Annotated in this window: 20 protein-coding genes; 12 read left to right on the top strand and 8 right to left on the bottom strand. The window is 59.5% G+C overall.

What is annotated here, in order from left to right:
* Positions 1-3 precede the first annotated feature (3 nt).
* Positions 4-1371, top strand: a complete 1368-nt coding sequence (locus tag DKY63_RS27470; protein WP_110966994.1) for an HlyD family type I secretion periplasmic adaptor subunit — start codon at positions 4-6, stop codon at positions 1369-1371.
* Between the two features lie 120 nt (positions 1372-1491).
* Here the strand turns inward: DKY63_RS27470 and DKY63_RS27465 are convergent, their stop codons facing one another.
* Positions 1492-2088 (bottom strand): tRNA-uridine aminocarboxypropyltransferase, encoded by a 597-nt coding sequence (locus DKY63_RS27465; protein ID WP_110966993.1) that lies wholly within the window; start codon positions 2086-2088, stop codon positions 1492-1494.
* A gap of 4 nt (positions 2089-2092) precedes the next feature.
* Positions 2093-2986 (bottom strand): LysR family transcriptional regulator, encoded by an 894-nt coding sequence (locus DKY63_RS27460; RefSeq protein WP_007984914.1) that lies wholly within the window; start codon positions 2984-2986, stop codon positions 2093-2095.
* Positions 2987-3334: 348 nt separating this feature from the next.
* Between DKY63_RS27460 and speB the strand changes: the two genes are divergently transcribed.
* The 6 genes from speB (at position 3335) to DKY63_RS27430 (ending at position 8948) form a co-directional block, all read left to right on the top strand.
* The gene (speB, locus tag DKY63_RS27455) at positions 3335-4285 is read left to right on the top strand and encodes an agmatinase (RefSeq protein WP_110966992.1); all 951 of its coding nucleotides are present in this window, start codon (positions 3335-3337) and stop codon (positions 4283-4285) included.
* A 9-nt stretch (positions 4286-4294) separates the two neighbouring features.
* Complete coding sequence (locus DKY63_RS27450) at positions 4295-4717, top strand: YybH family protein (protein WP_110966991.1); 423 nt, start codon at positions 4295-4297, stop codon at positions 4715-4717.
* A 55-nt stretch (positions 4718-4772) separates the two neighbouring features.
* The gene (locus tag DKY63_RS27445) at positions 4773-6284 is read left to right on the top strand and encodes a purine-cytosine permease family protein (RefSeq protein WP_110966990.1); all 1512 of its coding nucleotides are present in this window, start codon (positions 4773-4775) and stop codon (positions 6282-6284) included.
* Between the two features lie 153 nt (positions 6285-6437).
* A complete protein-coding gene (locus DKY63_RS27440) occupies positions 6438-7817 on the top strand; it encodes a sodium:solute symporter (RefSeq protein WP_110966989.1) in 1380 nt (459 codons plus the stop codon).
* 85 nt (positions 7818-7902) lie between these two features.
* Positions 7903-8628 carry an MBL fold metallo-hydrolase gene (locus DKY63_RS27435; protein WP_110966988.1) on the top strand — a complete coding sequence of 242 codons (726 nt, stop codon included), beginning with the start codon at positions 7903-7905 and terminating at the stop codon, positions 8626-8628.
* A 68-nt stretch (positions 8629-8696) separates the two neighbouring features.
* Positions 8697-8948 carry an acyl carrier protein gene (locus DKY63_RS27430; protein WP_110966987.1) on the top strand — a complete coding sequence of 84 codons (252 nt, stop codon included), beginning with the start codon at positions 8697-8699 and terminating at the stop codon, positions 8946-8948.
* 113 nt (positions 8949-9061) lie between these two features.
* Here DKY63_RS27430 and DKY63_RS32910 read toward each other — a convergent pair whose 3' ends face one another.
* The 4 genes from DKY63_RS32910 to DKY63_RS27415 form a co-directional block, all read right to left on the bottom strand.
* Entirely contained in the window at positions 9062-9190 is a 129-nt protein-coding gene (locus tag DKY63_RS32910; protein ID WP_007914492.1) for a PA1414 family protein, read from the bottom strand.
* 138 nt (positions 9191-9328) lie between these two features.
* Entirely contained in the window at positions 9329-10222 is an 894-nt protein-coding gene (gene ptrR / locus DKY63_RS27425; RefSeq protein WP_110966986.1) for a putrescine utilization regulator PtrR, read from the bottom strand.
* 77 nt (positions 10223-10299) lie between these two features.
* Positions 10300-11232, bottom strand: coding sequence for a DMT family transporter (locus DKY63_RS27420; protein ID WP_110966985.1), 933 nt, complete (start codon positions 11230-11232; stop codon positions 10300-10302).
* Positions 11233-11463: 231 nt separating this feature from the next.
* Positions 11464-12300 (bottom strand): CvfB family protein, encoded by an 837-nt coding sequence (locus tag DKY63_RS27415; protein WP_110966984.1) that lies wholly within the window; start codon positions 12298-12300, stop codon positions 11464-11466.
* Positions 12301-12648: 348 nt separating this feature from the next.
* Between DKY63_RS27415 and DKY63_RS27410 the strand changes: the two genes are divergently transcribed.
* The 3 genes from DKY63_RS27410 to DKY63_RS27400 all read left to right on the top strand — a co-directional run bounded on the left by DKY63_RS27410 (position 12649) and on the right by DKY63_RS27400 (position 14710).
* Positions 12649-12837, top strand: a complete 189-nt coding sequence (locus tag DKY63_RS27410; protein WP_204354261.1) for a hypothetical protein — start codon at positions 12649-12651, stop codon at positions 12835-12837.
* Between the two features lie 206 nt (positions 12838-13043).
* A complete protein-coding gene (locus tag DKY63_RS27405; RefSeq protein WP_110966983.1) occupies positions 13044-13763 on the top strand; it encodes a TorF family putative porin in 720 nt (239 codons plus the stop codon).
* Between the two features lie 77 nt (positions 13764-13840).
* Positions 13841-14710 (top strand): DUF6279 family lipoprotein, encoded by an 870-nt coding sequence (locus DKY63_RS27400; RefSeq protein WP_110966982.1) that lies wholly within the window; start codon positions 13841-13843, stop codon positions 14708-14710.
* Positions 14711-14836: 126 nt separating this feature from the next.
* On the opposite strand, the gene DKY63_RS27390 is transcribed toward DKY63_RS27400, so the two are convergent.
* Entirely contained in the window at positions 14837-15226 is a 390-nt protein-coding gene (locus DKY63_RS27390; RefSeq protein ID WP_110966981.1) for a transcriptional regulator, read from the bottom strand.
* 194 nt (positions 15227-15420) lie between these two features.
* On the opposite strand from DKY63_RS27390, the gene DKY63_RS27385 reads away from it, so the two are divergent.
* The gene (locus tag DKY63_RS27385; RefSeq protein ID WP_110966980.1) at positions 15421-16155 is read left to right on the top strand and encodes a DUF899 domain-containing protein; all 735 of its coding nucleotides are present in this window, start codon (positions 15421-15423) and stop codon (positions 16153-16155) included.
* A gap of 178 nt (positions 16156-16333) precedes the next feature.
* On the top strand, positions 16334-16609 hold the full coding sequence (locus DKY63_RS27380; protein WP_110966979.1) for a hypothetical protein: 276 nt from the start codon (positions 16334-16336) through the stop codon (positions 16607-16609).
* Positions 16610-16655: 46 nt separating this feature from the next.
* Here the strand turns inward: DKY63_RS27380 and DKY63_RS27375 are convergent, their stop codons facing one another.
* The gene (locus tag DKY63_RS27375; protein WP_110966978.1) at positions 16656-17459 is read right to left on the bottom strand and encodes an IclR family transcriptional regulator; all 804 of its coding nucleotides are present in this window, start codon (positions 17457-17459) and stop codon (positions 16656-16658) included.
* Between the last annotated feature and the right edge of the window lie 7 nt (positions 17460-17466).

Here is a 17466-nt window from a genome sequence, read left to right as displayed (position 1 = left end):
CCCATGTCTGCCTCTCAACCGGCTACCCCGAAAGAACGTGGCTACCTCGACAGTTTCGGCAAAAGCGCCGAGGCCGAATTCATGCCGGAAACCGCCGGCGCGGCGCTGCAGGATTCACCGCGCTGGTCGCGCATTACCGTGTGGCTGGCGGCGGCGCTGCTGATCAGTGCGCTGGTCTGGGCCAAGTTCGCCGTGCTGCAGGAAGTCACCATGGGCGAAGGCAAGGCGATTCCGTCGAGCAAGGTGCAAGTGATCCAGAACCTCGAGGGCGGCATCGTCACCGAGATCTTCGTGCGCGAGGGGCAAATGGTGAACAAGGGCGACACCCTGTTGCGCCTCGATGACACGCGCTACCTGTCGAACAAGGGCGAAAGCGAGGCCGATCGTTATGCCCTGACCGCACAGGTCGAACGTTTATCGGCGGAGGCTGAGGGACGGCCTCTGAAGCTGTCGGATGAAGTGATCGCCAAGGCGCCGCAAGTGGCCGAGGACGAGCGCGCGCTGTACGAGCAACGGCAACGTCGCCTGGCCAGTGAACAGCGCACCCTGAGCGAACAGCTTCGGCAGAAAACCCAGGAGCTGGCGGAGTTTCGCTCCAAGGCCGGGCAGTACAGTTCGAGCCTGGCGCTGGTCAATCAGGAAATGGGCATGTCCGAACCGCTGGTCAAGACCGGCGCCGTGTCACCCGTTGAAATCCTGCGGCTTAAACGCAGTGCCGTGGAAATCCGCGGCTCGCTCAACGCCACCAACCTGGCGATTCCCCGGGCCGAATCGGCGATTGCCGAGATCAGGAGCAAGATCGACGAATCGGAGCAAACCTTCCGTTCGGAAGCGGCCAAGGAACTGAATGAGAAACGCACCGACCTGTCGAAAATCACCGCGTCGAGCATCGCCATCGACGACCGCGTGACCCGCACCACCGTGACCTCGCCGGTCAAGGGTATCATCAAGGTGCTCAAGGTCAACACCATTGGCGGCGTGGTTCAGCCGGGCAGCGACATGGTGGAAATCGTACCGTTCGAAGACAACTTGCTGATCGAGGCCAAGGTGCGGCCACAGGACGTCGCGTTTCTGCATCCAGGACAGAAAGCCATGGTCAAGTTCAGCGCCTACGACTACACGATCTATGGCGGCCTGAGCGCCAAGCTTGAACTGATCGGCGCCGACACCATCACCGATGACAAGGGCAACAGCTTCTACCTGATTCAGGTGCGCACCGATAAAAACCATTTGGGCGGAGATGTGAAACCGCTGCTGATCATTCCGGGGATGGTGGCGACGGTGGATATCATTACCGGGGAGAAGACCGTGCTGGATTATCTGCTCAAGCCGGTGCTGAAGGCGCGGACTGAGGCGATGCGCGAAAGGTAGTCCCGAACAGATTTTTTGGCTGCCTGTTCTATCGCTATCGCGAGCAGGCTCACTCCCACAGGGAAATGCGATCAACTGTGGGAGCGAGCCTGCTCGCGAAGAGGCCAGCACAGACAACCATTATTTCCGCCCATGATTACGCTGAAAGACCTCCTCCCCCATCGCCGCAATCTGCCCCTCGATCAACGCCTCGAACGGCTTTAACAACGCCTCGAACGAAGCCGGCGCTTCCAGCACCTGCAACGCCTGCACGATCGCCTCCACCGTCGATAACGCCCCCGGCCCCGGTGCCTTGCGCAGCCGGTAACGGGACACGCCGCCCTCGGCCAATGTCACCCTGGGCAATGCCGCCAGCAGCGGGTTGAGGTGCAGCATCTTGCGCGCCTTGCGCCAGGTGCCGTCCGGTACCACCAGCAGCAACGGATCATCGGAAGCGGTGTAGGCCTGCATCGGCTGCGCATCGTCAGCGGGAAACAACAACCGCGCCTGATACCCCGGTTGATTGAGCAGTGCCGGCAAATCCTCGAACACCTCGCCGACGATCAGCTCGGCATTGGTCAAACCCAGGGCTGCCAGCCGCGCGGTATTCAGCGCATGGTTCACTTCGCTCGGATGCTGCAACAGCAACACCCGGGTACGGCTGTCGAGGCTGGGGATCAGCGGGCACAGGCAATGGCTTTGCGGGCGCAGGCAGCGGGGGCATTGGAGTCTGGACATGGTCTTACGCCTGATTGAGCTGTGCTTTGAGCAGATCGCGGAAGGTCTGGATCAGCGGTTCGCGGCTGCGGCCCCGGCGCACGATCATCGAGAACGGCGCCTGATAACCGAAGGTCGCCGGCAACAGCACCCGCAGGTCGCCCTTGTCGGCCCAGGCCTGGGCGTAATGTTCGGGCAGGTAACCGATGTAGGCGCCGGACAGCACCAGGATCAGTTGCGCCTCCATACTTTCCACCGTCGCCGCGCTGTGCTTGAAGCCGTGACGCGCCAGTTCGGCCTGGCTCCAGTAACCGCGACCGACCATGCGCTGCTGGGTGATGACCTGCTCGGGAATGCGCCGCTCGTTGAACAGCGGGTGGCGGGTACTGCAATACAGCCAGTGCTGTTCGCGGTACAGCGGCATGTAAACCAGGCCGCTCATGCGCGTGGAAAATGCACCGATGGCCAGATCGAGACGGTTGTCCTGCACGCCCAGTTGCAGTTCGTAGGGACTCATCACCGACAAATGCAAATGCACCGCCGGGTGTTCCTGGCTGTAAGCGCCGATGGCCTCGGCGAACGGCAGGGCCTTGTCGCTGACGGTGGAGTCGATCACCCCCAGGTTCAAGGTGCCGCGCAATTCGCCCTTGAGCGCGGCGGCGTATTGTTCGAAACCCTCCAGTTCGCCTAAAAGGCGCAGGGTCTCTTGATGGAACAACTCGCCCTTGCTGGTCAGGCTGAAACCACCCCGGCCGCGATGGCACAGCACCAGCCCCAGCGCCGACTCCAGCTGACTCATGTAGGTGCTGATGGCCGACGTAGAGAGGTTGAGCTCTTGCTGGGCGTTGGCGAATCCCTGGTGCCGCACCACGCTGACGAAGATGCGCAATAGTTTCAGGTCGGGTAAAGCGTTGGCCATGGAAATGCTCCGATCACGGGGTGACGCGCAATACTCAAGTCGATGAAGATCCTTGTAGGAGCGAGCCTGCTCGCGATCGCGATATGACAGCCAACATCAATGTTGACTGACCCACCGCTATCGCGAGCAGGCTCGCTCCTACAGGGTTTGTGCCTGGCATTGGATTTTGCGCATGCGGTGAAGTCTATCGCCGTCATCGCCATTAGTTTAGAAAAATCTGAACTAAGTATTTGCCCGTAGCGATTCTTCCCGGCCACTACATTTCGCAGAATCGGCCCAAAGCAGGTGTCCATGCCTTCCGTGAGCGGCTGCCTGCATAAATAAAACAACGACGATGAGGCCCTACCCGTGGACAAGATTCTTCACCAACCACTGGGCGGCAACGAGATGCCACGCTTCGGCGGCATCGCCACCATGCTGCGACTCCCCCATGTTCCTACCGCTGCCGGCCTGGACGCTGCCTTCGTTGGCGTGCCCCTGGACATCGGTACTTCCCTGCGCCCTGGCACCCGTTTCGGGCCGCGTGACATCCGCACCGAATCGGTGATGATCCGTCCATACAACATGGCCACCGGTGCCGCACCGTTCGACTCGCTGTCGGTTGCCGACATCGGCGACGTGGCGATCAACACCTTCAACCTGCTGGACGCCGTTCGCATCATCGAAGAAGCCTACGACGACATCCTCGAACACAACGTGATCCCGCTGACCCTGGGCGGCGACCACACCATCACCCTGCCGATCCTGCGTGCCATTCACAAGAAGCACGGCAAGGTTGGCCTGGTGCACATCGACGCCCACGCCGATGTGAACGATCACATGTTCGGCGAGAAAATCGCCCACGGCACCACCTTCCGTCGCGCCGTCGAAGAAGGCCTGATCGACCCGGACCGCGTTGTCCAGATCGGTCTGCGCGCCCAGGGCTATACCGCTGACGACTTCAACTGGAGCCGCAACCAGGGCTTCCGCGTTGTGCAGGCCGAAGAGTGCTGGCACAAATCGCTGGATCCACTGATGGCCGAAGTCCGCGAGAAAGTCGGCGGCGGTCCGGTGTACCTGAGCTTCGACATCGACGGCATCGACCCGGCCTGGGCTCCAGGTACCGGCACCCCGGAAATCGGCGGCTTGACCACCATTCAGGCGATCGAGATCGTTCGTGGCTGCCAAGGCCTCGACCTGATCGGTTGCGATCTGGTAGAAGTCTCGCCCGCTTACGACACCACCGGTAACACCTCGCTGCTGGCCGCCAACCTGCTGTACGAAATGCTCTGCGTACTGCCTGGCGTAGTCCACCGCTGAGGATTGGTCATGACCGAACGCGATCAGGTTTTGAAAGCGGCCGCCGATCTGGTGTCCGCCTTCGCCCGTAACGATCGCGAAGCCTACTTCGGCGCGTTCAGCGCCGATGCGAGCTTCGTGTTTTACACCCTCGGACAGCCCCTGCTGTCACGCGATGCCTATCAGGCGTTGTGGGATAGCTGGCGCGCCGAGGATGGCTTCGAAGTGCTGTCGTGCACTTCGAGCAACGCCTTCGTCAGCCTGCAGGGTGACGTGGCGATTTTCATCCATGACGTGGCCACCGAGCTGCGCATGCAAGGGGAGCAACACTTCAGCCAGGAGCGCGAGACGATTGTTTTCAAGAAACAAGCGTCTGGCCAAGAACAACAAGGCCTATGGCTGGCCTGCCACGAACATTTGTCCGCAATGCCGGAAGGGCTGCCAACCCCTTAGCCAACACAGGTGACGCTCACGCACGATGAGCGCGCCTTTATGATCGGAGCAGATCATGAATAACAAAAACAACGACCAAAGCCTTACACAAATTGAAACCCACGGGGTCGAGCAGATCCCGGACAACGAACGCACCGCAGGCCCGACGGACTTGTTCCGGATGATCTTCGGTGGTTCGAACACCTTTGCCACCGCCGTTCTCGGCAGTTTCCCGGTGCTGTTCGGCCTGTCGTTCCAGGCCGGGGCCCTGGCGATTGTGCTGGGCGTGCTGCTGGGCTCGCTGATCCTGGCGCCGATGGGCCTGTTCGGTCCGATCAACGGCACCAACAACGCCGTGTCTTCCGGTGCACACTTCGGTGTTCACGGGCGGATCGTCGGTTCGTTCCTGTCACTGTTGACCGCCATCGCCTTCTTTTCGCTCTCGGTCTGGAGTTCGGGAGATGCGCTGATCGGTGGTGCGAAACGCCTGATCGGCCTGCCGGAAACCGACCTGACCCTGGGTCTGGCCTACGGTCTGTTCGCGGTGCTGGTGCTTACTGTATGCATCTATGGCTTCCGTTTCTTGCTGTGGGTCAACAAGATCGCAGTCTGGAGCGCGAGCCTGTTGTTCCTGCTGGGCGTCTTCGCCTTCGCAGGTCCCTTCGATGTGAACTACGCCGGCACCGTGAACATGGGCCAGCCAGGTTTCTGGGCGGCCTTCATCGGTGCCGCGCTGGTGGCCATGAGCAACCCGATTTCCTTCGGGGCGTTCCTGGGTGACTGGTCGCGCTACATTCCGCGCGAAACGTCCAAGCGCCGGATCATGGCGGCGGTGGTGATTTCGCAGATCGCGACCTTCATCCCGTTCCTGTTCGGCCTGGTCACCGCCACCATCGTAGCGATCCAGGCACCTGACTACATCGCGGCCAACAACTACGTGGGCGGCCTGCTGGCGGTATCGCCAAGCTGGTTCTTCCTGCCGGTGTGCCTGATTGCGGTGATCGGCGGCATGTCCACCGGTACCACGTCGCTGTATGGCACCGGGCTGGACATGTCCAGCGTGTTCCCACGGGTGCTGTCGCGGGTCAAGGCCACGCTGCTGATCGGTGTGATGTCGATTGCCTTCATCTTCATCGGTCGCTTCGCGGCGAACCTGGTGCAGAGCGTGTCGACCTTCGCCGTACTGATCATCACCTGCACCACTCCGTGGATGGTGATCATGATCATCGGCCTGCTGGTACGTCGTGGCTTCTACTGCCCGGATGACCTGCAAGTGTTCACCCGCGGCGAGAAAGGTGGCCGCTACTGGTTCAACCACGGCTGGAACTGGCGTGGCCTGGGTGCCTGGATCCCGAGCGCGGCCGTCGGCCTGTGCTTCGTGAACCTGCCGGGGCAGTTTGTCGGACCACTGGGCGAAATGGCCGGCGGCATCGACATCAGCCTGCCGGTGACCCTGGGCCTGGCCTCGGTGGTGTACCTGGTATTGCTGAGCCTGTTCCCGGAACCGGCTGCGGTGTTCGGACCGAATGATTCACGCAACACGAGCAAGGATTCGCTCGCTAAACCGGCGATGCGACAAGTCGCCTGATAAACGCACTACCTGTAGGAGCAAGGCTTGCCCGCGATAAACGATCACTCGGTCAACTTGATTGACCGTGTTGTCTCAATCGCGAGCAAGCATTGCTCCTACAAGGTTTGATTTTTAGTTCCACATAAAAAAGACAATCGGAGACACGCCATAATGGCTTTGGATTTATTCGTCGTACTCATCTACGCAGCCGCGATGCTGATACTCGGCTACTACGGCATGCGCAAGGCCAAGACCAACGAAGAGTTTCTGGTTGCCGGTCGTAACCTCGGCCCGAGCCTCTACATGGGCACCATGGCCGCCACCGTCCTGGGTGGTGCGTCCACCGTGGGCACCGTACGCCTGGGCTACGTACATGGCATCTCCGGTTTCTGGCTGTGTGCCGCACTGGGTTGCGGGATCGTGGCGCTGAACCTGTTCCTCGCCAAACCGCTGTTGAAGCTGAAGATCTACACCGTTACCCAGGTGCTGGAAAAACGCTACAACCCGATGGCCCGCTCGGCGAGCGCGGTGATCATGCTGGCCTACGCGCTGATGATCGGCGTGGTTTCGATCCTGGCGATCGGCACCGTCCTGCAAGTGCTGTTCGGCCTGCCATTCTGGATTTCGGTCCTGCTTGGCGGTGGCGTGGTCGTGGTCTACTCGGCAATCGGCGGCATGTGGTCGCTGACCCTGACCGACATCGTCCAGTTCGTCATCAAGACCGTAGGCCTGATGTTCATCCTGTTGCCTATCTGCCTGTACCGCGTCGGCGGCTGGGATCAGTTGGTGGCCAAACTGCCGGAGGCGAGCTTCAGCTTCACCACCATCGGCTGGGACACCATCATCACCTACTTCGTGATCTACTTCTTCGGCATCCTGATCGGTCAGGACATCTGGCAACGGGTGTTCACCGCCAAGACCGCCAAAGTCGCACAGGTCGCCGGTACCGCCGCAGGTCTCTACTGCATCGTCTACGGTCTGGTCTGCGCCCTGATCGGCATGGCCGCTCACGTACTGATCCCGGATCTGGACAACGTCAACAACGCTTTCGCCGCTATCGTGAAACTGTCCCTGCCGGACGGTATCCGTGGTCTGGTGATCGCTGCCGCACTGGCCGCCATGATGTCCACCGCAAGCGCCGGCCTGCTGGCTGCCGCGACTACCCTGAGCGAAGACCTGCTGCCTAAACTGCGCGGTGGCAAGCAGTCGAGCCTGGGCCTGAACCGCCTGGTGACCCTGCTGACCGGCATTGTCGTACTGGGTATCGCCCTGGTGGTGCACGACGTGATCAGCGCCCTGACCCTGGCCTACAACCTGTTGGTTGGCGGCATGCTGGTTCCGCTGATGGGTGCGATTTTCTGGAAACGCGCAACGACCGCCGGCGCCATCGCCAGCATGGGCCTGGGCTTCGCCACTGCCCTGCTGTTCATGGTCAAGGACGGTCTGGATGCCAACACCCCGATCTACTACAGCCTGGTTGCAAGCCTGGTGAGCTTCATTGTGGTGAGCCTGATGTCTCGCCGCCCAGTGGCGGTGGCCAACGCCATCTAAGCTGAAAATAACGACTTGATGCTTTCTTCGACGGGTGTGGCGTCGGTTGCCACACCCGTTTTTTTTCGTCTGGAGAAAACCCTTGATGAAGATTGTTCCCCGCGATCAGTGGTTCGAGGTCAAGCAAGTCAGCGACGGCATTCGCCTGATTCACGAGCCGTATATTCGCCCCTTCTACCGCTGCAACCTCTGGCATGTGCAGGGGCGTGACAAGGATCTCTTGCTGGACAGCGGCTCCGGGCTGGTCAGCCTGCGCGAACAATTGCCGTGGATCACCGAGCGGCCGCTGGTGGCGGTGGCCAGCCATTGCCACTTCGACCACATTGCCGGGCATCACGAATTCGATGAACGCCTGGTGCACCCGGCCGAAGCACAGATCCTGGCCGCACCGGACGGTGAAAACGATTTGAGTCGGGCTTTTGTCGGTGATGACATGTTCGAAGCGCACCCCGATTGCCCGCTGTGCTATGCCGAATATCGGGTCAAGGCCGCACCGGCCACCGGCATGATCGAAGAAGGCGACGTGCTGGATCTGGGCGACCGGGTATTGGAAGTGCTGCACACGCCAGGGCATTCGCCGGGTGGTATCTGTCTGTATGAAGCGGCGACCGAGACGCTGTTCAGCGGCGACATCATCTACGACGGCCCGCTGATCGAAGACGCCTACCACTCCAATCTCGACGACTACGCCCGCAGCCTGCAACGCTTGCGCGCGTTGCCGATCCGTACCGTGCATGGCGGGCATTTCGGCAGTTTTTCCGGGGAGCATCTGCACAACATGATTGACGAGTGGCAGCGCTCACACGGCTGAAGCCTGCTGTACTCATTTTCAGGAAAGCACTCAGGGACGGCAAAAAACCAACGCCCCGAAGAGCCACCATGAAAAAAGCCGCCGTTCGCGCCGCCGTGCATCGCTTCATCAGCCGCCTGCTGGAGCGGCAGGACGATTTCGACGACAACGCCAGCCTGATGCAGTTGGGATTGGATAAATCGGACATCGAAGAACTGATCTTCCACCTGGAAGACGAGTTCGGTTTGACGGCGTTTACTGCCGAGGAAGACCGGATGCTCAAGTCAGCCAGGACGGCGAATGACTTGAGTCGGTTCTTGATGGAAATCGGGCGGCATTGAAACTTGATTTCAACTGCGCCTGATTCGCAAACAGAGTGGTGTGGCGAGCATGCTGTCCGTGGCGAGGGGTTTCATCCCCTTGCCACAACAACCCTTCGCCTGGCTCTTCGTGCTTACCGGCGGCGCTGCTGACGTCGGCGTTGTTCGTCGTCAGTGCGAATAGGCACAGGTTGCAGAGGCGGTTCGATCAAACCGAGCGCGACACCCAGGTCATGCAGCCAGTTTTGGATTTTCTCTTTCATGTTGCCCCCTTCAGGGTAGTGCCGAGCGACCGGAATTCTGTAGTCGCTTCGAACTGATAATAGTCCGAAGTCCTGAGCAATGCTCGTCGAAAGTGGCAATGATCTGTTACTGAATCGATCACAATCCGACACATTAAATCATGCAGTCGCCCGAGGCTGTTGTTGCGCCGACGGATAGAGCGCCTGCTGTTCCTCGATCCACGCATTCAGATTGGCCCCGACCATGCCCTTGCGCCACATCAGCCAGGTGGTTGCACTGGCAAAGGCTTCAGGCAGCGGATGGACCGCCACGCTTTCGCGGCCCGGCAGGCTGGCGAGCATCGACTCTGACATCAGCGCCACGCCCGACCCGGCGATCACACAAGCCAGCATCCCCGGATAGGACTCGATCTCGATCGCCCGGCCCATGGCCGCCTGATCGTGGGAAAACCACGACTCCAGACGCATCCGATAGGAACAACCCTGGCGAAAGGTGAACACCGAACGCCCTTCCACGTCCCGTGCACTCTGCACCGGAGGATGATCGGCCTCGCTGATCAGCACCATGCGCTCTTCGCACAACAGTACGCCATCGAGCACTGCAAGACCTGGCGGACCATCCACCAGCGCCGCATCGAGCCGGCCGGTAAGCAGCCCTTCGAACAACTCGCCACTGGGGCCGGACTGCACTTGCAGGTTCACTGCCGGATAGCGTCGGTGATAACGCGCCAGCAGCGCGGGAAGGTGAATGGCAGCGGTGCTGTACATGGTGCCGAGCACGAAGTCACCGGCGGGTTGCCCGCCCTGGACCGCCGCGTGGGCTTCATCGTGCAGGGCGAACAGTTTGGCGGTGTAGTCCAGCAGGACTTTTCCCGCAGGCGACAGTTGCAAACGCTGACGCTCGCGAACGAACAACTCGACACCGAGCTGTTCTTCCAGCTGCTTGAGCCGGGTCGACAGGTTCGACGGCACCCGATGCAGTCGCTCGGCTGCACGAGTAATGGACTCTTCCTGTGCAACCGCCTGGAAGATGCGCAACTGGCTGAACTCCACGCCATTCTCCAAATAAGAACAAGTCCCCCACTATTGTTCTTTTACAACGAATGTCAATCGATTCGGCCGGACGGCTTTCAGGATTGCCCCAGGGCTTTGCGCAAACGCCGACGCAGCCATTGTTCGGCACTGACAAAGGTGATGCCCAGCAACACCAGCACGGCTCCAATGACGAAATTCACACTTAGCTTTTCCCCCAGCAACACCACACCAAACGTAACGCCGAAGAGCGGTGTCATGAATGAGAACACCGCCAGGTTTGCGGCCAGGTAACGGCGCAGCAGCCAGAACCACACCAGGTAACTGAAGAACGACACCACTATTCCTTGGAACAGCACGCTGGTCAGGGTCACGCCGGTCAGGCTGACATGGGTAATCTGGCCGCTGAACAAGGCAATCACCAGCAGGCCGACGAAGCCGACGATCAGTTGGTAGAACAAGGTCAGGGTCACCGGCGCCTCGGACAATCGCGAAGCCCGCACCACCACCGTGGTCGCGCCCCAGGCGGCACCGGCCAGCACACCCAGCGCATCCCCCATCAACATGCGCGGATCGAGGTTGTCCCAGGACACACCACCGGCAAACGCGACGGCGATGCCGACAAACGCCAGAAAGATCCCCAGCCATTGCAACGGCCGCAGGCGCTCACTCGGCAACAGCCAGTGCACGCCCAGCGCGGTGAAAATCGGTGCTGTGTAAAGGAATACCGACATGTGTGCGGCCGTGGTCAGTTGCAGGCCTTCGGAGATGAAGAAGAACTCCAGACCGAATAGCGCCCCGGCCAGCAGACCGCCGCGCCAGGTGCCGCCCACCTGATCCCAGCCGCCTTTCCAGCAGATCAGCAAGCCCACCAGCAACGCGGACAAGCCCGACCGCCCGGCTGCCTGCATGACCGGCGCAATGTCCGGCGCCGCCCATTTGATCAACACCTGCTGGATGCCCCAGACCAGGCACAAACCCAGCATCACCTGCAGGGCAAAGCCATCGGTGCTGCGCCGGGTGGCGCTCATTGGGAAACCTCGTTCGAACAATCCATGGCAAAGACTCGGCAGTAAAAAGCAAAACCCCGACGCAGGGTCGGGGTGAGAAATTGTGCTGTCGATTATTAACCAGAAGAACAGAAATTGCCTCTGTAGGAGCGAGCCTGCTCGCGATGGAGGCTCAGACACCGCAGGCATCCAGACAGCCCACGTTATCGTTCACGACCATCGCGAGCAGGCTCGCTCCTACAGCTGTCGGTGTCAGGTCAACTCGATGCGGTCGGCGTGAATGACAATCTGGCCATTCTTGTACAAAGCACCGATGGCCTTCTTGAAGTTGCCCTTGCTGACGCCAAACATCTCGCTGATCAACGTCGGATCACTCTTGTCGCTGACAGCCAGAGAACCGTTGTTCTCGCGCAACTTGGCAAGGATCTTCGAGTTAAGGCTGGAGGCCGCTTCCTGGCCAACCGGTTGCAGGCTCAGGCTGATCTTGCCGTCGGCACGCACTTCCTTGATGAAGCCCTTCTCTTGTTTGCCGGCGCGCATGAACTTGAAGATTTCGTTCTTGTGGATCAAGCCCCAGTGCTTGTTGTTGATGATCGCCTTGAAGCCCATATCGGTGGCTTCGGCGACCAGCAGATCAACTTCCTGGCCCTGGCTATAGTTGCCCGGGGTCTTGTCCAGGTAGCGATCCAGGCGGGTCGTCGCGGTGATTCGACGGGTATGTTTGTCGAGATAAACGTGCACGACCGCGTATTCGCCCGCTTTCATCTGACGCTTCTCTTCCGAGAACGGCAGCAGCAGATCCTTCGGCAGTCCCCAATCGAGGAACACACCAATACTGTTGACTTCAACAACTTTCAAACTTGCAAACTCACCGACCTGAACTTTCGGTTTTTCAGTCGTCGCGATAAGTTTGTCATCGCTGTCCAGATATACAAAAACGTTTAACCAGTCTTCATCTTCGCTGGGAATATCTTTTGGAATATAGCGATTGGGCAAAAGAATTTCGCCGTCCGCGCCACCGTCCAGATATAAACCGAAGTTAGTGTGTTTAACCACTTGCAAACTGTTGTAACGCCCGACTAAAGCCATCTCAAATACCCTCATTACGTGGGCGGCATTCTACCCGTTTTTGCCGGTCGCGTTTGGTGGCCGAACCACTGGCACCAGAAAATCCTTCGCAGGCCTTGATTTTCCGAGGTTCTGCAAAACCCGCTTGCCGCTCGTCAGGCCGTGGCCATGGTTTTCGTCATTTGCGGCCAGGCAAAAATCGTAATTTTCATCTCCGATGTTTTTATTTAAAACAGCGACTTAGGGGACCATTCAAAATAATAATCGACGTTTTAGCCAACGCACGCCTGAATATCCAGGGGATATTAACCAAGCAAATTCCGGGTCATTGCTGTACGATGGCTGGCTATTTTAATTTTCTGAAGGTGAATGGTCGTCATGCGCGTAAAAGCATCCAACAGCAAAGTAAAACCAGCCCCAGCCGTCGAAACCAGCGAATCGCTTAACAGCCAGATCGCGGCATTCCTCAAGTCCGGTGGCGAAATCCAGCAAATTGCCAAGGGCGTCAGCGGCCAGACGTTTGCCCCGTCCAAACAGATTTCCCTGGGTAAAAAGTAAGACCCCCACCTCAACCGGTCCACAAGCGCTTTGAGCTCCGAAGCGCTTGGACGGGACTCGACGAACATCCTCCCCGGCTTTCCAGCCAATCCCGTAAAAATTGACCAATGGCTCCCCAAGCCAGGCATTCGCGGTATCCTTGCACGCGTCTGGATCAAGCGTTTCAACAGGCCTTCAAGCCTGTGTTCGCAGCCAAGGAGTGACGCATGCTCAAACCTTCCTGCTCATTGTTGCTGGCCTTCACCCTGGCATGCCCGACGGCGTACGGTCAGATCTTTCAGCGCGAGTTGGGTGATTTCGATCTCAAGCTCGGCACCAGCCCAAGCCGCAGCATGGCCCAGGGCCTGGTCAAACCGTCAGCCGCCGGTTCATTCCATGGTGGCCTGGACCTGACCCATGACAGCGGCTTCTACATTGGCCAATGGTCACCCAGCCTGGGCATCAGCCCGGGTAATAATCTCGAAGTCGATTCCTACGCAGGGTTTAAACAACCTTTCGACCAACGCCTCGGCTACGAAGTGGGCGTCATCCATTACAGCTACCCCGAAGTGAACACCTTGGACAGCCAGGAGATCTTCGGCGGCCTGACCTTGCTGGGCAGCCGTTTCGGCGTCGCCGTCAGCAATGACCCGGATAAACGCAACAGCACCCTGTTCGCCGACTTGAGTGGCAATCAACCGTTCGGCATCGGTATCAGCATGAAATACACCACCCACCGACTGAACACACCGGTCGCAGTGGACGATGGCTATGTAGGCAGTTTTACCGATTGGTCGCTGAAATTATCCCGTCCCTTCATGGGCATCGACCTCGACCTGATCTACAGCGACTCCAGTCTCAACGGCAGTTATTGCTCGGCCTACTCCGGGCACAACAGCCAGTGCGACGGGTTGGTCACGCTCAAGGCCGAACGCGCCTTCTATTGATCGGCTGAACTGCCAGACTCATTCTGCGTTCACATAAGAATCAGACCCCGAAGCCAGGCTTTCGCAAGGATTCGATCATGTCGCGCTGGTTAACACGCATTGCTTTCGTACTTGCCATTACGCTCGCCCTCGGTGCGTGTAGTCGCATGGGCCTGGCCTACCGCAACCTCGACGTGATCATTCCCTGGACCCTCAGCGACTACCTGGACATGAACGGCGAGCAGAAAAGCTGGCTCAACGTTCGGCTCAAGGAACATTTGAGTTGGCACTGCACCACGCAAATGCCGGGATACCTCGATTGGCTGGACCGCTTGCAGACCATGGTGGCGACCAATCAGGTCACCGAGGCCGCCCTGCAAGCGCGCTCAGAGGAAGCCGAACAGGCCATCGCCGAAACCGCCCGAGAGATCACGCCCTCGGCCATCGAGCTATTGCAAAAGCTCGATGACCAGCAGGTCGCGGAAATGAACGAGGCCTTCGCCAAGGACCAGCGCAAACGCCAGGCGGAGTACCTCAAGCCCTCCCTCGATCAGCAGATCAAGGAACGCGCCGAGCGCATGGAGAAACGCCTGGATGACTGGATAGGGCCGCTCAGCGCCACGCAACAGCAGCGCGTCGTGGCCTGGTCCAACGCCCTGGGCGACCAGAACACGCAGTGGCTGGCCAATCGCGTCCACTGGCAGAAGCAGTTCAGCGCGGCCGTGGCGCAACGACATGCCCCGGAATTTCCACAACGAATCGAAACCCTGCTGGTCAATCGCGAGCGCCTGTGGACGCCGGAATACAAACAGGCATTCGCCCGGACCGAAGCCCAGGCACGCTCGTTGTTCGTTGATTTGATGGCACAGAGCACGCCGGTGCAGCGCCAGCGATTGCTGACGAAAATCGAAGGGGTGAAGAAGGACTTCAGCGATTTGAAATGTCTGAAGGCTGCCAAACAGGGTTGAACCCAACACATCCCCTGTAGGAGCGAGCCTGCTGGCGATTGCGGACTGTCAGTCGACATCGATGTTGCCTGACATATCGCTATCGCGAGCAGGCTCGCTCCTACAAGTTCAGGGGATCATCGAAAATCAGGCAATTTGCGCCCTCGAAGCCACCTCATCAAACGTCACTTCATCCAGCGCATCGGCCTGTTCATCCAGCACCTGCCGCGGATGATCGTTACCCGGAATGCTGCTGTCGATCAGGCTCAGCAACCTCGAACCGCGCAGGGTCAAAATGTAATTGGAGCCCGTGCCGCCCTGCTCTTCTGGCCGAGGCTCGATGTAGCCTCGTGCCAACAGTAATTTTTCGTACTCACCGGCCACTGCTTTCAGATGATCGAGGTTTTCAGTGGCCTCGCCCTGCGCCGTTTTTTCCGCCACGTACTGCTCGGCATAGGGCCGTGGCGTGAAACTGGCTTCACCGTTCTGCACTTCGTGCAACAGGCGTTCAATCAAATCCCAGTTATAAGTCGTCATCCTGAATCAACCTCCGGTGCCCGTGACTGAGGGGGGCCTTCATAGGTTGTGACCGGCAGCGGCGATAGCCGTTCAGCTCAGGGTTGTGGCACGACCGACCGGCGGTATGTCGAATTGCCCGAGGGCCGAACGACTAGGCTGTGTAAGTCGCCTCACAAACCCACGCTTCCCTGTCTGATGCAGGAGAAATCGTCATGAACATTCAGAATCATCCCGTCGTGTCCCGGGAAGAATGGCTCGCCGCTCGCAAACAGCACCTGGCCCACGAAAAGGCCTTCACCAAGGAACGGGACAGACTCAGTGCCGAACGCCGCGCCTTGCCCTGGGTAAAGATCGACAAGGACTACCACTTCCAGGGTCCGCACGGCGAACTGAAGCTCGCCGACCTGTTCGGCGGTCGCAGCCAGTTGATCATTTACCACTTCATGTTCGCCGAAGGCTGGGAGGAAGGCTGCCCTGGCTGCTCGTTCCTTTCCGACCACATCGACGGTGCCAACCAGCACCTGGCCCATCACGACGTCGCCGTGGTGGCGGTTTCCCACGCACCGTTCGGCGAATTCCAGGCCTTCAAGCGGCGCATGGGCTGGACATTCGATTGGGTGTCTTCCGTGGGTTGCGATTTCAACTATGACTTTGGCGTGACCGCCCGGGCCGAAGACGTGGCCGCTGGCACCGCCACCTACAACTACGAAAAAACCGACGGTTCAGAGGAAGAACTCCCAGGGCTCAGCGTGTTTTATCGCAATGAGGCGGGTGAGATTTTCCACACCTATTCCACCTACGCGCGAGGCTTGGACCTGCTGGTCGGCGCCTACAACTACCTCGACCTGACGCCCAAGGGGCGCAATGAGGAGGAAATCATGGAGTGGGTGCGGCATCACGACAAATATGAGCAAGCGCAGAAATCCAGCTGCTGTCATGCCGGATAAACACCGAATGCCTTTGTAGGAGCGAGCCTGCTCGCGATTACGGAATGTCGGTCGACATCGATGTTGCCTGAGATACCGCTATCGCGAGCAGGCTCGCTCCTGCAAGGTCCTCTGAACTTTTCCAGTCCTCAAGCCCTCAACCGGTTAACCCGCCTTAACCGGAACCGAGGCATACCCCATGAAAACCCTGCTCAAGCTCACCCTCGCCGCCACCCTCGCCTGCGCCCTGCCTGTCTGGGCCTGCACGCCGGAGGAAGCCACCGCCAAGCGCGAACAACTGGCGCAGGAAGTCAGCAAGCTCACAGAACAGAACCCGGCCAAGGCCAAGGAGATCAACGACGAGTTGCAGAAGATGGACCTGGGGACGGCTGCGAAAGATCTGCCCGACAAGTGCCAGTTGATCGATCAGCGTTTGAAAGAACTGGCAACGGCAGAGAAGAAGACCGAAAGCTGACCCACACCACGCGCAGGAGCGATCCTGCTTGCGATCAAGATAAGGCTTAAACCTTCAGACCCAGTTCCGCTGACAGTCTTGCAGTCACGCCTTTGATGAGGGGAATCAGCTCGGCCATTTTTTCCAGCGGCATGTACGGCACGGTACTGGCGATGCTGATACCGGCGACGATTCGCTTGCTGGCATCGCGAACGGGCGCGGCCACGCAGCGGATCGATGGTTCGTTGTCTTCCAGATCGAAGGCATAACCACCGGCCACGTATTCCAGCATGCGTTGCTGGAACTGTTCCCAGGACTGCTCCGGGTGCTGCGGCCAGAACTGATTTTTCCCACCGGCGGGCAGGCTGACTTCGTACAGCCGTTGCCACTCTTGCGGCGTGTCATCCAGCATCAGCGCCTTGCCGATCCCGGTGCGCGCCAGTGGCATGCGATGGCCGACCCTTGAACGCATTTCCGGGCCGTTGCGCCCCGGGTTCTTGTGCAGGTACAGCACCTCATCGCCTTCGCGGATCGCCAGGTGAATGGTGTCGCCGGTCAGCACCGACAACTCATCCAGGTAGGGACCTGCCAACGTCACCAGCGGCAACTCTTCCCGCGCCTGGAACCCCAGCTCAATCAATTTGGGCCCCAACAGATAACCGACTTGCGGCACCACCCGCAGATAGCGTTCGTCCACCAGGCAACTGGCCAGACGATGGGTGGTGCTGCGCGTGGTACCGATCAGCCGGGCGATTTCCTTCAGATCGCGGGCGCCGCTGGCCACGGCCTGAACCACACCCAGGCCACGAAGCAGGGTCTGGGTGCCGGTTGGCGCGGCGTCCTTGGCGATTTTTGGGGCGTCTTCCTGCATATCCAGC

The sequence above is a fragment of the Pseudomonas putida genome (assembly GCF_003228315.1).
Taxonomy (GTDB): domain Bacteria; phylum Pseudomonadota; class Gammaproteobacteria; order Pseudomonadales; family Pseudomonadaceae; genus Aquipseudomonas; species Aquipseudomonas putida_S.
This window is presented reverse-complemented; position numbering and strand designations above follow the sequence as displayed.

What these genes read in the sequence shown, in the direction of transcription:
- DKY63_RS27470 (WP_110966994.1), top strand. Translation starts at nt 4, where the DNA reads ATGTCTGCCTCTCAACCGGCTACCCCGAAAGAACGTGGCTACCTCGAC.
- DKY63_RS27465 (WP_110966993.1), bottom strand. Translation starts at nt 2,088, where the DNA reads ATGTCCAGACTCCAATGCCCCCGCTGCCTGCGCCCGCAAAGCCATTGC.
- DKY63_RS27460 (WP_007984914.1), bottom strand. Translation starts at nt 2,986, where the DNA reads ATGGCCAACGCTTTACCCGACCTGAAACTATTGCGCATCTTCGTCAGC.
- DKY63_RS27450 (WP_110966991.1), top strand. Translation starts at nt 4,295, where the DNA reads ATGACCGAACGCGATCAGGTTTTGAAAGCGGCCGCCGATCTGGTGTCC.
- DKY63_RS27445 (WP_110966990.1), top strand. Translation starts at nt 4,773, where the DNA reads ATGAATAACAAAAACAACGACCAAAGCCTTACACAAATTGAAACCCAC.
- DKY63_RS27440 (WP_110966989.1), top strand. Translation starts at nt 6,438, where the DNA reads ATGGCTTTGGATTTATTCGTCGTACTCATCTACGCAGCCGCGATGCTG.
- DKY63_RS27435 (WP_110966988.1), top strand. Translation starts at nt 7,903, where the DNA reads ATGAAGATTGTTCCCCGCGATCAGTGGTTCGAGGTCAAGCAAGTCAGC.
- DKY63_RS27430 (WP_110966987.1), top strand. Translation starts at nt 8,697, where the DNA reads ATGAAAAAAGCCGCCGTTCGCGCCGCCGTGCATCGCTTCATCAGCCGC.
- DKY63_RS32910 (WP_007914492.1), bottom strand. Translation starts at nt 9,190, where the DNA reads ATGAAAGAGAAAATCCAAAACTGGCTGCATGACCTGGGTGTCGCGCTC.
- DKY63_RS27420 (WP_110966985.1), bottom strand. Translation starts at nt 11,232, where the DNA reads ATGAGCGCCACCCGGCGCAGCACCGATGGCTTTGCCCTGCAGGTGATG.
- DKY63_RS27415 (WP_110966984.1), bottom strand. Translation starts at nt 12,300, where the DNA reads ATGGCTTTAGTCGGGCGTTACAACAGTTTGCAAGTGGTTAAACACACT.
- DKY63_RS27410 (WP_204354261.1), top strand. Translation starts at nt 12,649, where the DNA reads ATGGTCGTCATGCGCGTAAAAGCATCCAACAGCAAAGTAAAACCAGCC.
- DKY63_RS27405 (WP_110966983.1), top strand. Translation starts at nt 13,044, where the DNA reads ATGCTCAAACCTTCCTGCTCATTGTTGCTGGCCTTCACCCTGGCATGC.
- DKY63_RS27400 (WP_110966982.1), top strand. Translation starts at nt 13,841, where the DNA reads ATGTCGCGCTGGTTAACACGCATTGCTTTCGTACTTGCCATTACGCTC.
- DKY63_RS27390 (WP_110966981.1), bottom strand. Translation starts at nt 15,226, where the DNA reads ATGACGACTTATAACTGGGATTTGATTGAACGCCTGTTGCACGAAGTG.
- DKY63_RS27385 (WP_110966980.1), top strand. Translation starts at nt 15,421, where the DNA reads ATGAACATTCAGAATCATCCCGTCGTGTCCCGGGAAGAATGGCTCGCC.
- DKY63_RS27380 (WP_110966979.1), top strand. Translation starts at nt 16,334, where the DNA reads ATGAAAACCCTGCTCAAGCTCACCCTCGCCGCCACCCTCGCCTGCGCC.
- DKY63_RS27375 (WP_110966978.1), bottom strand. Translation starts at nt 17,459, where the DNA reads ATGCAGGAAGACGCCCCAAAAATCGCCAAGGACGCCGCGCCAACCGGC.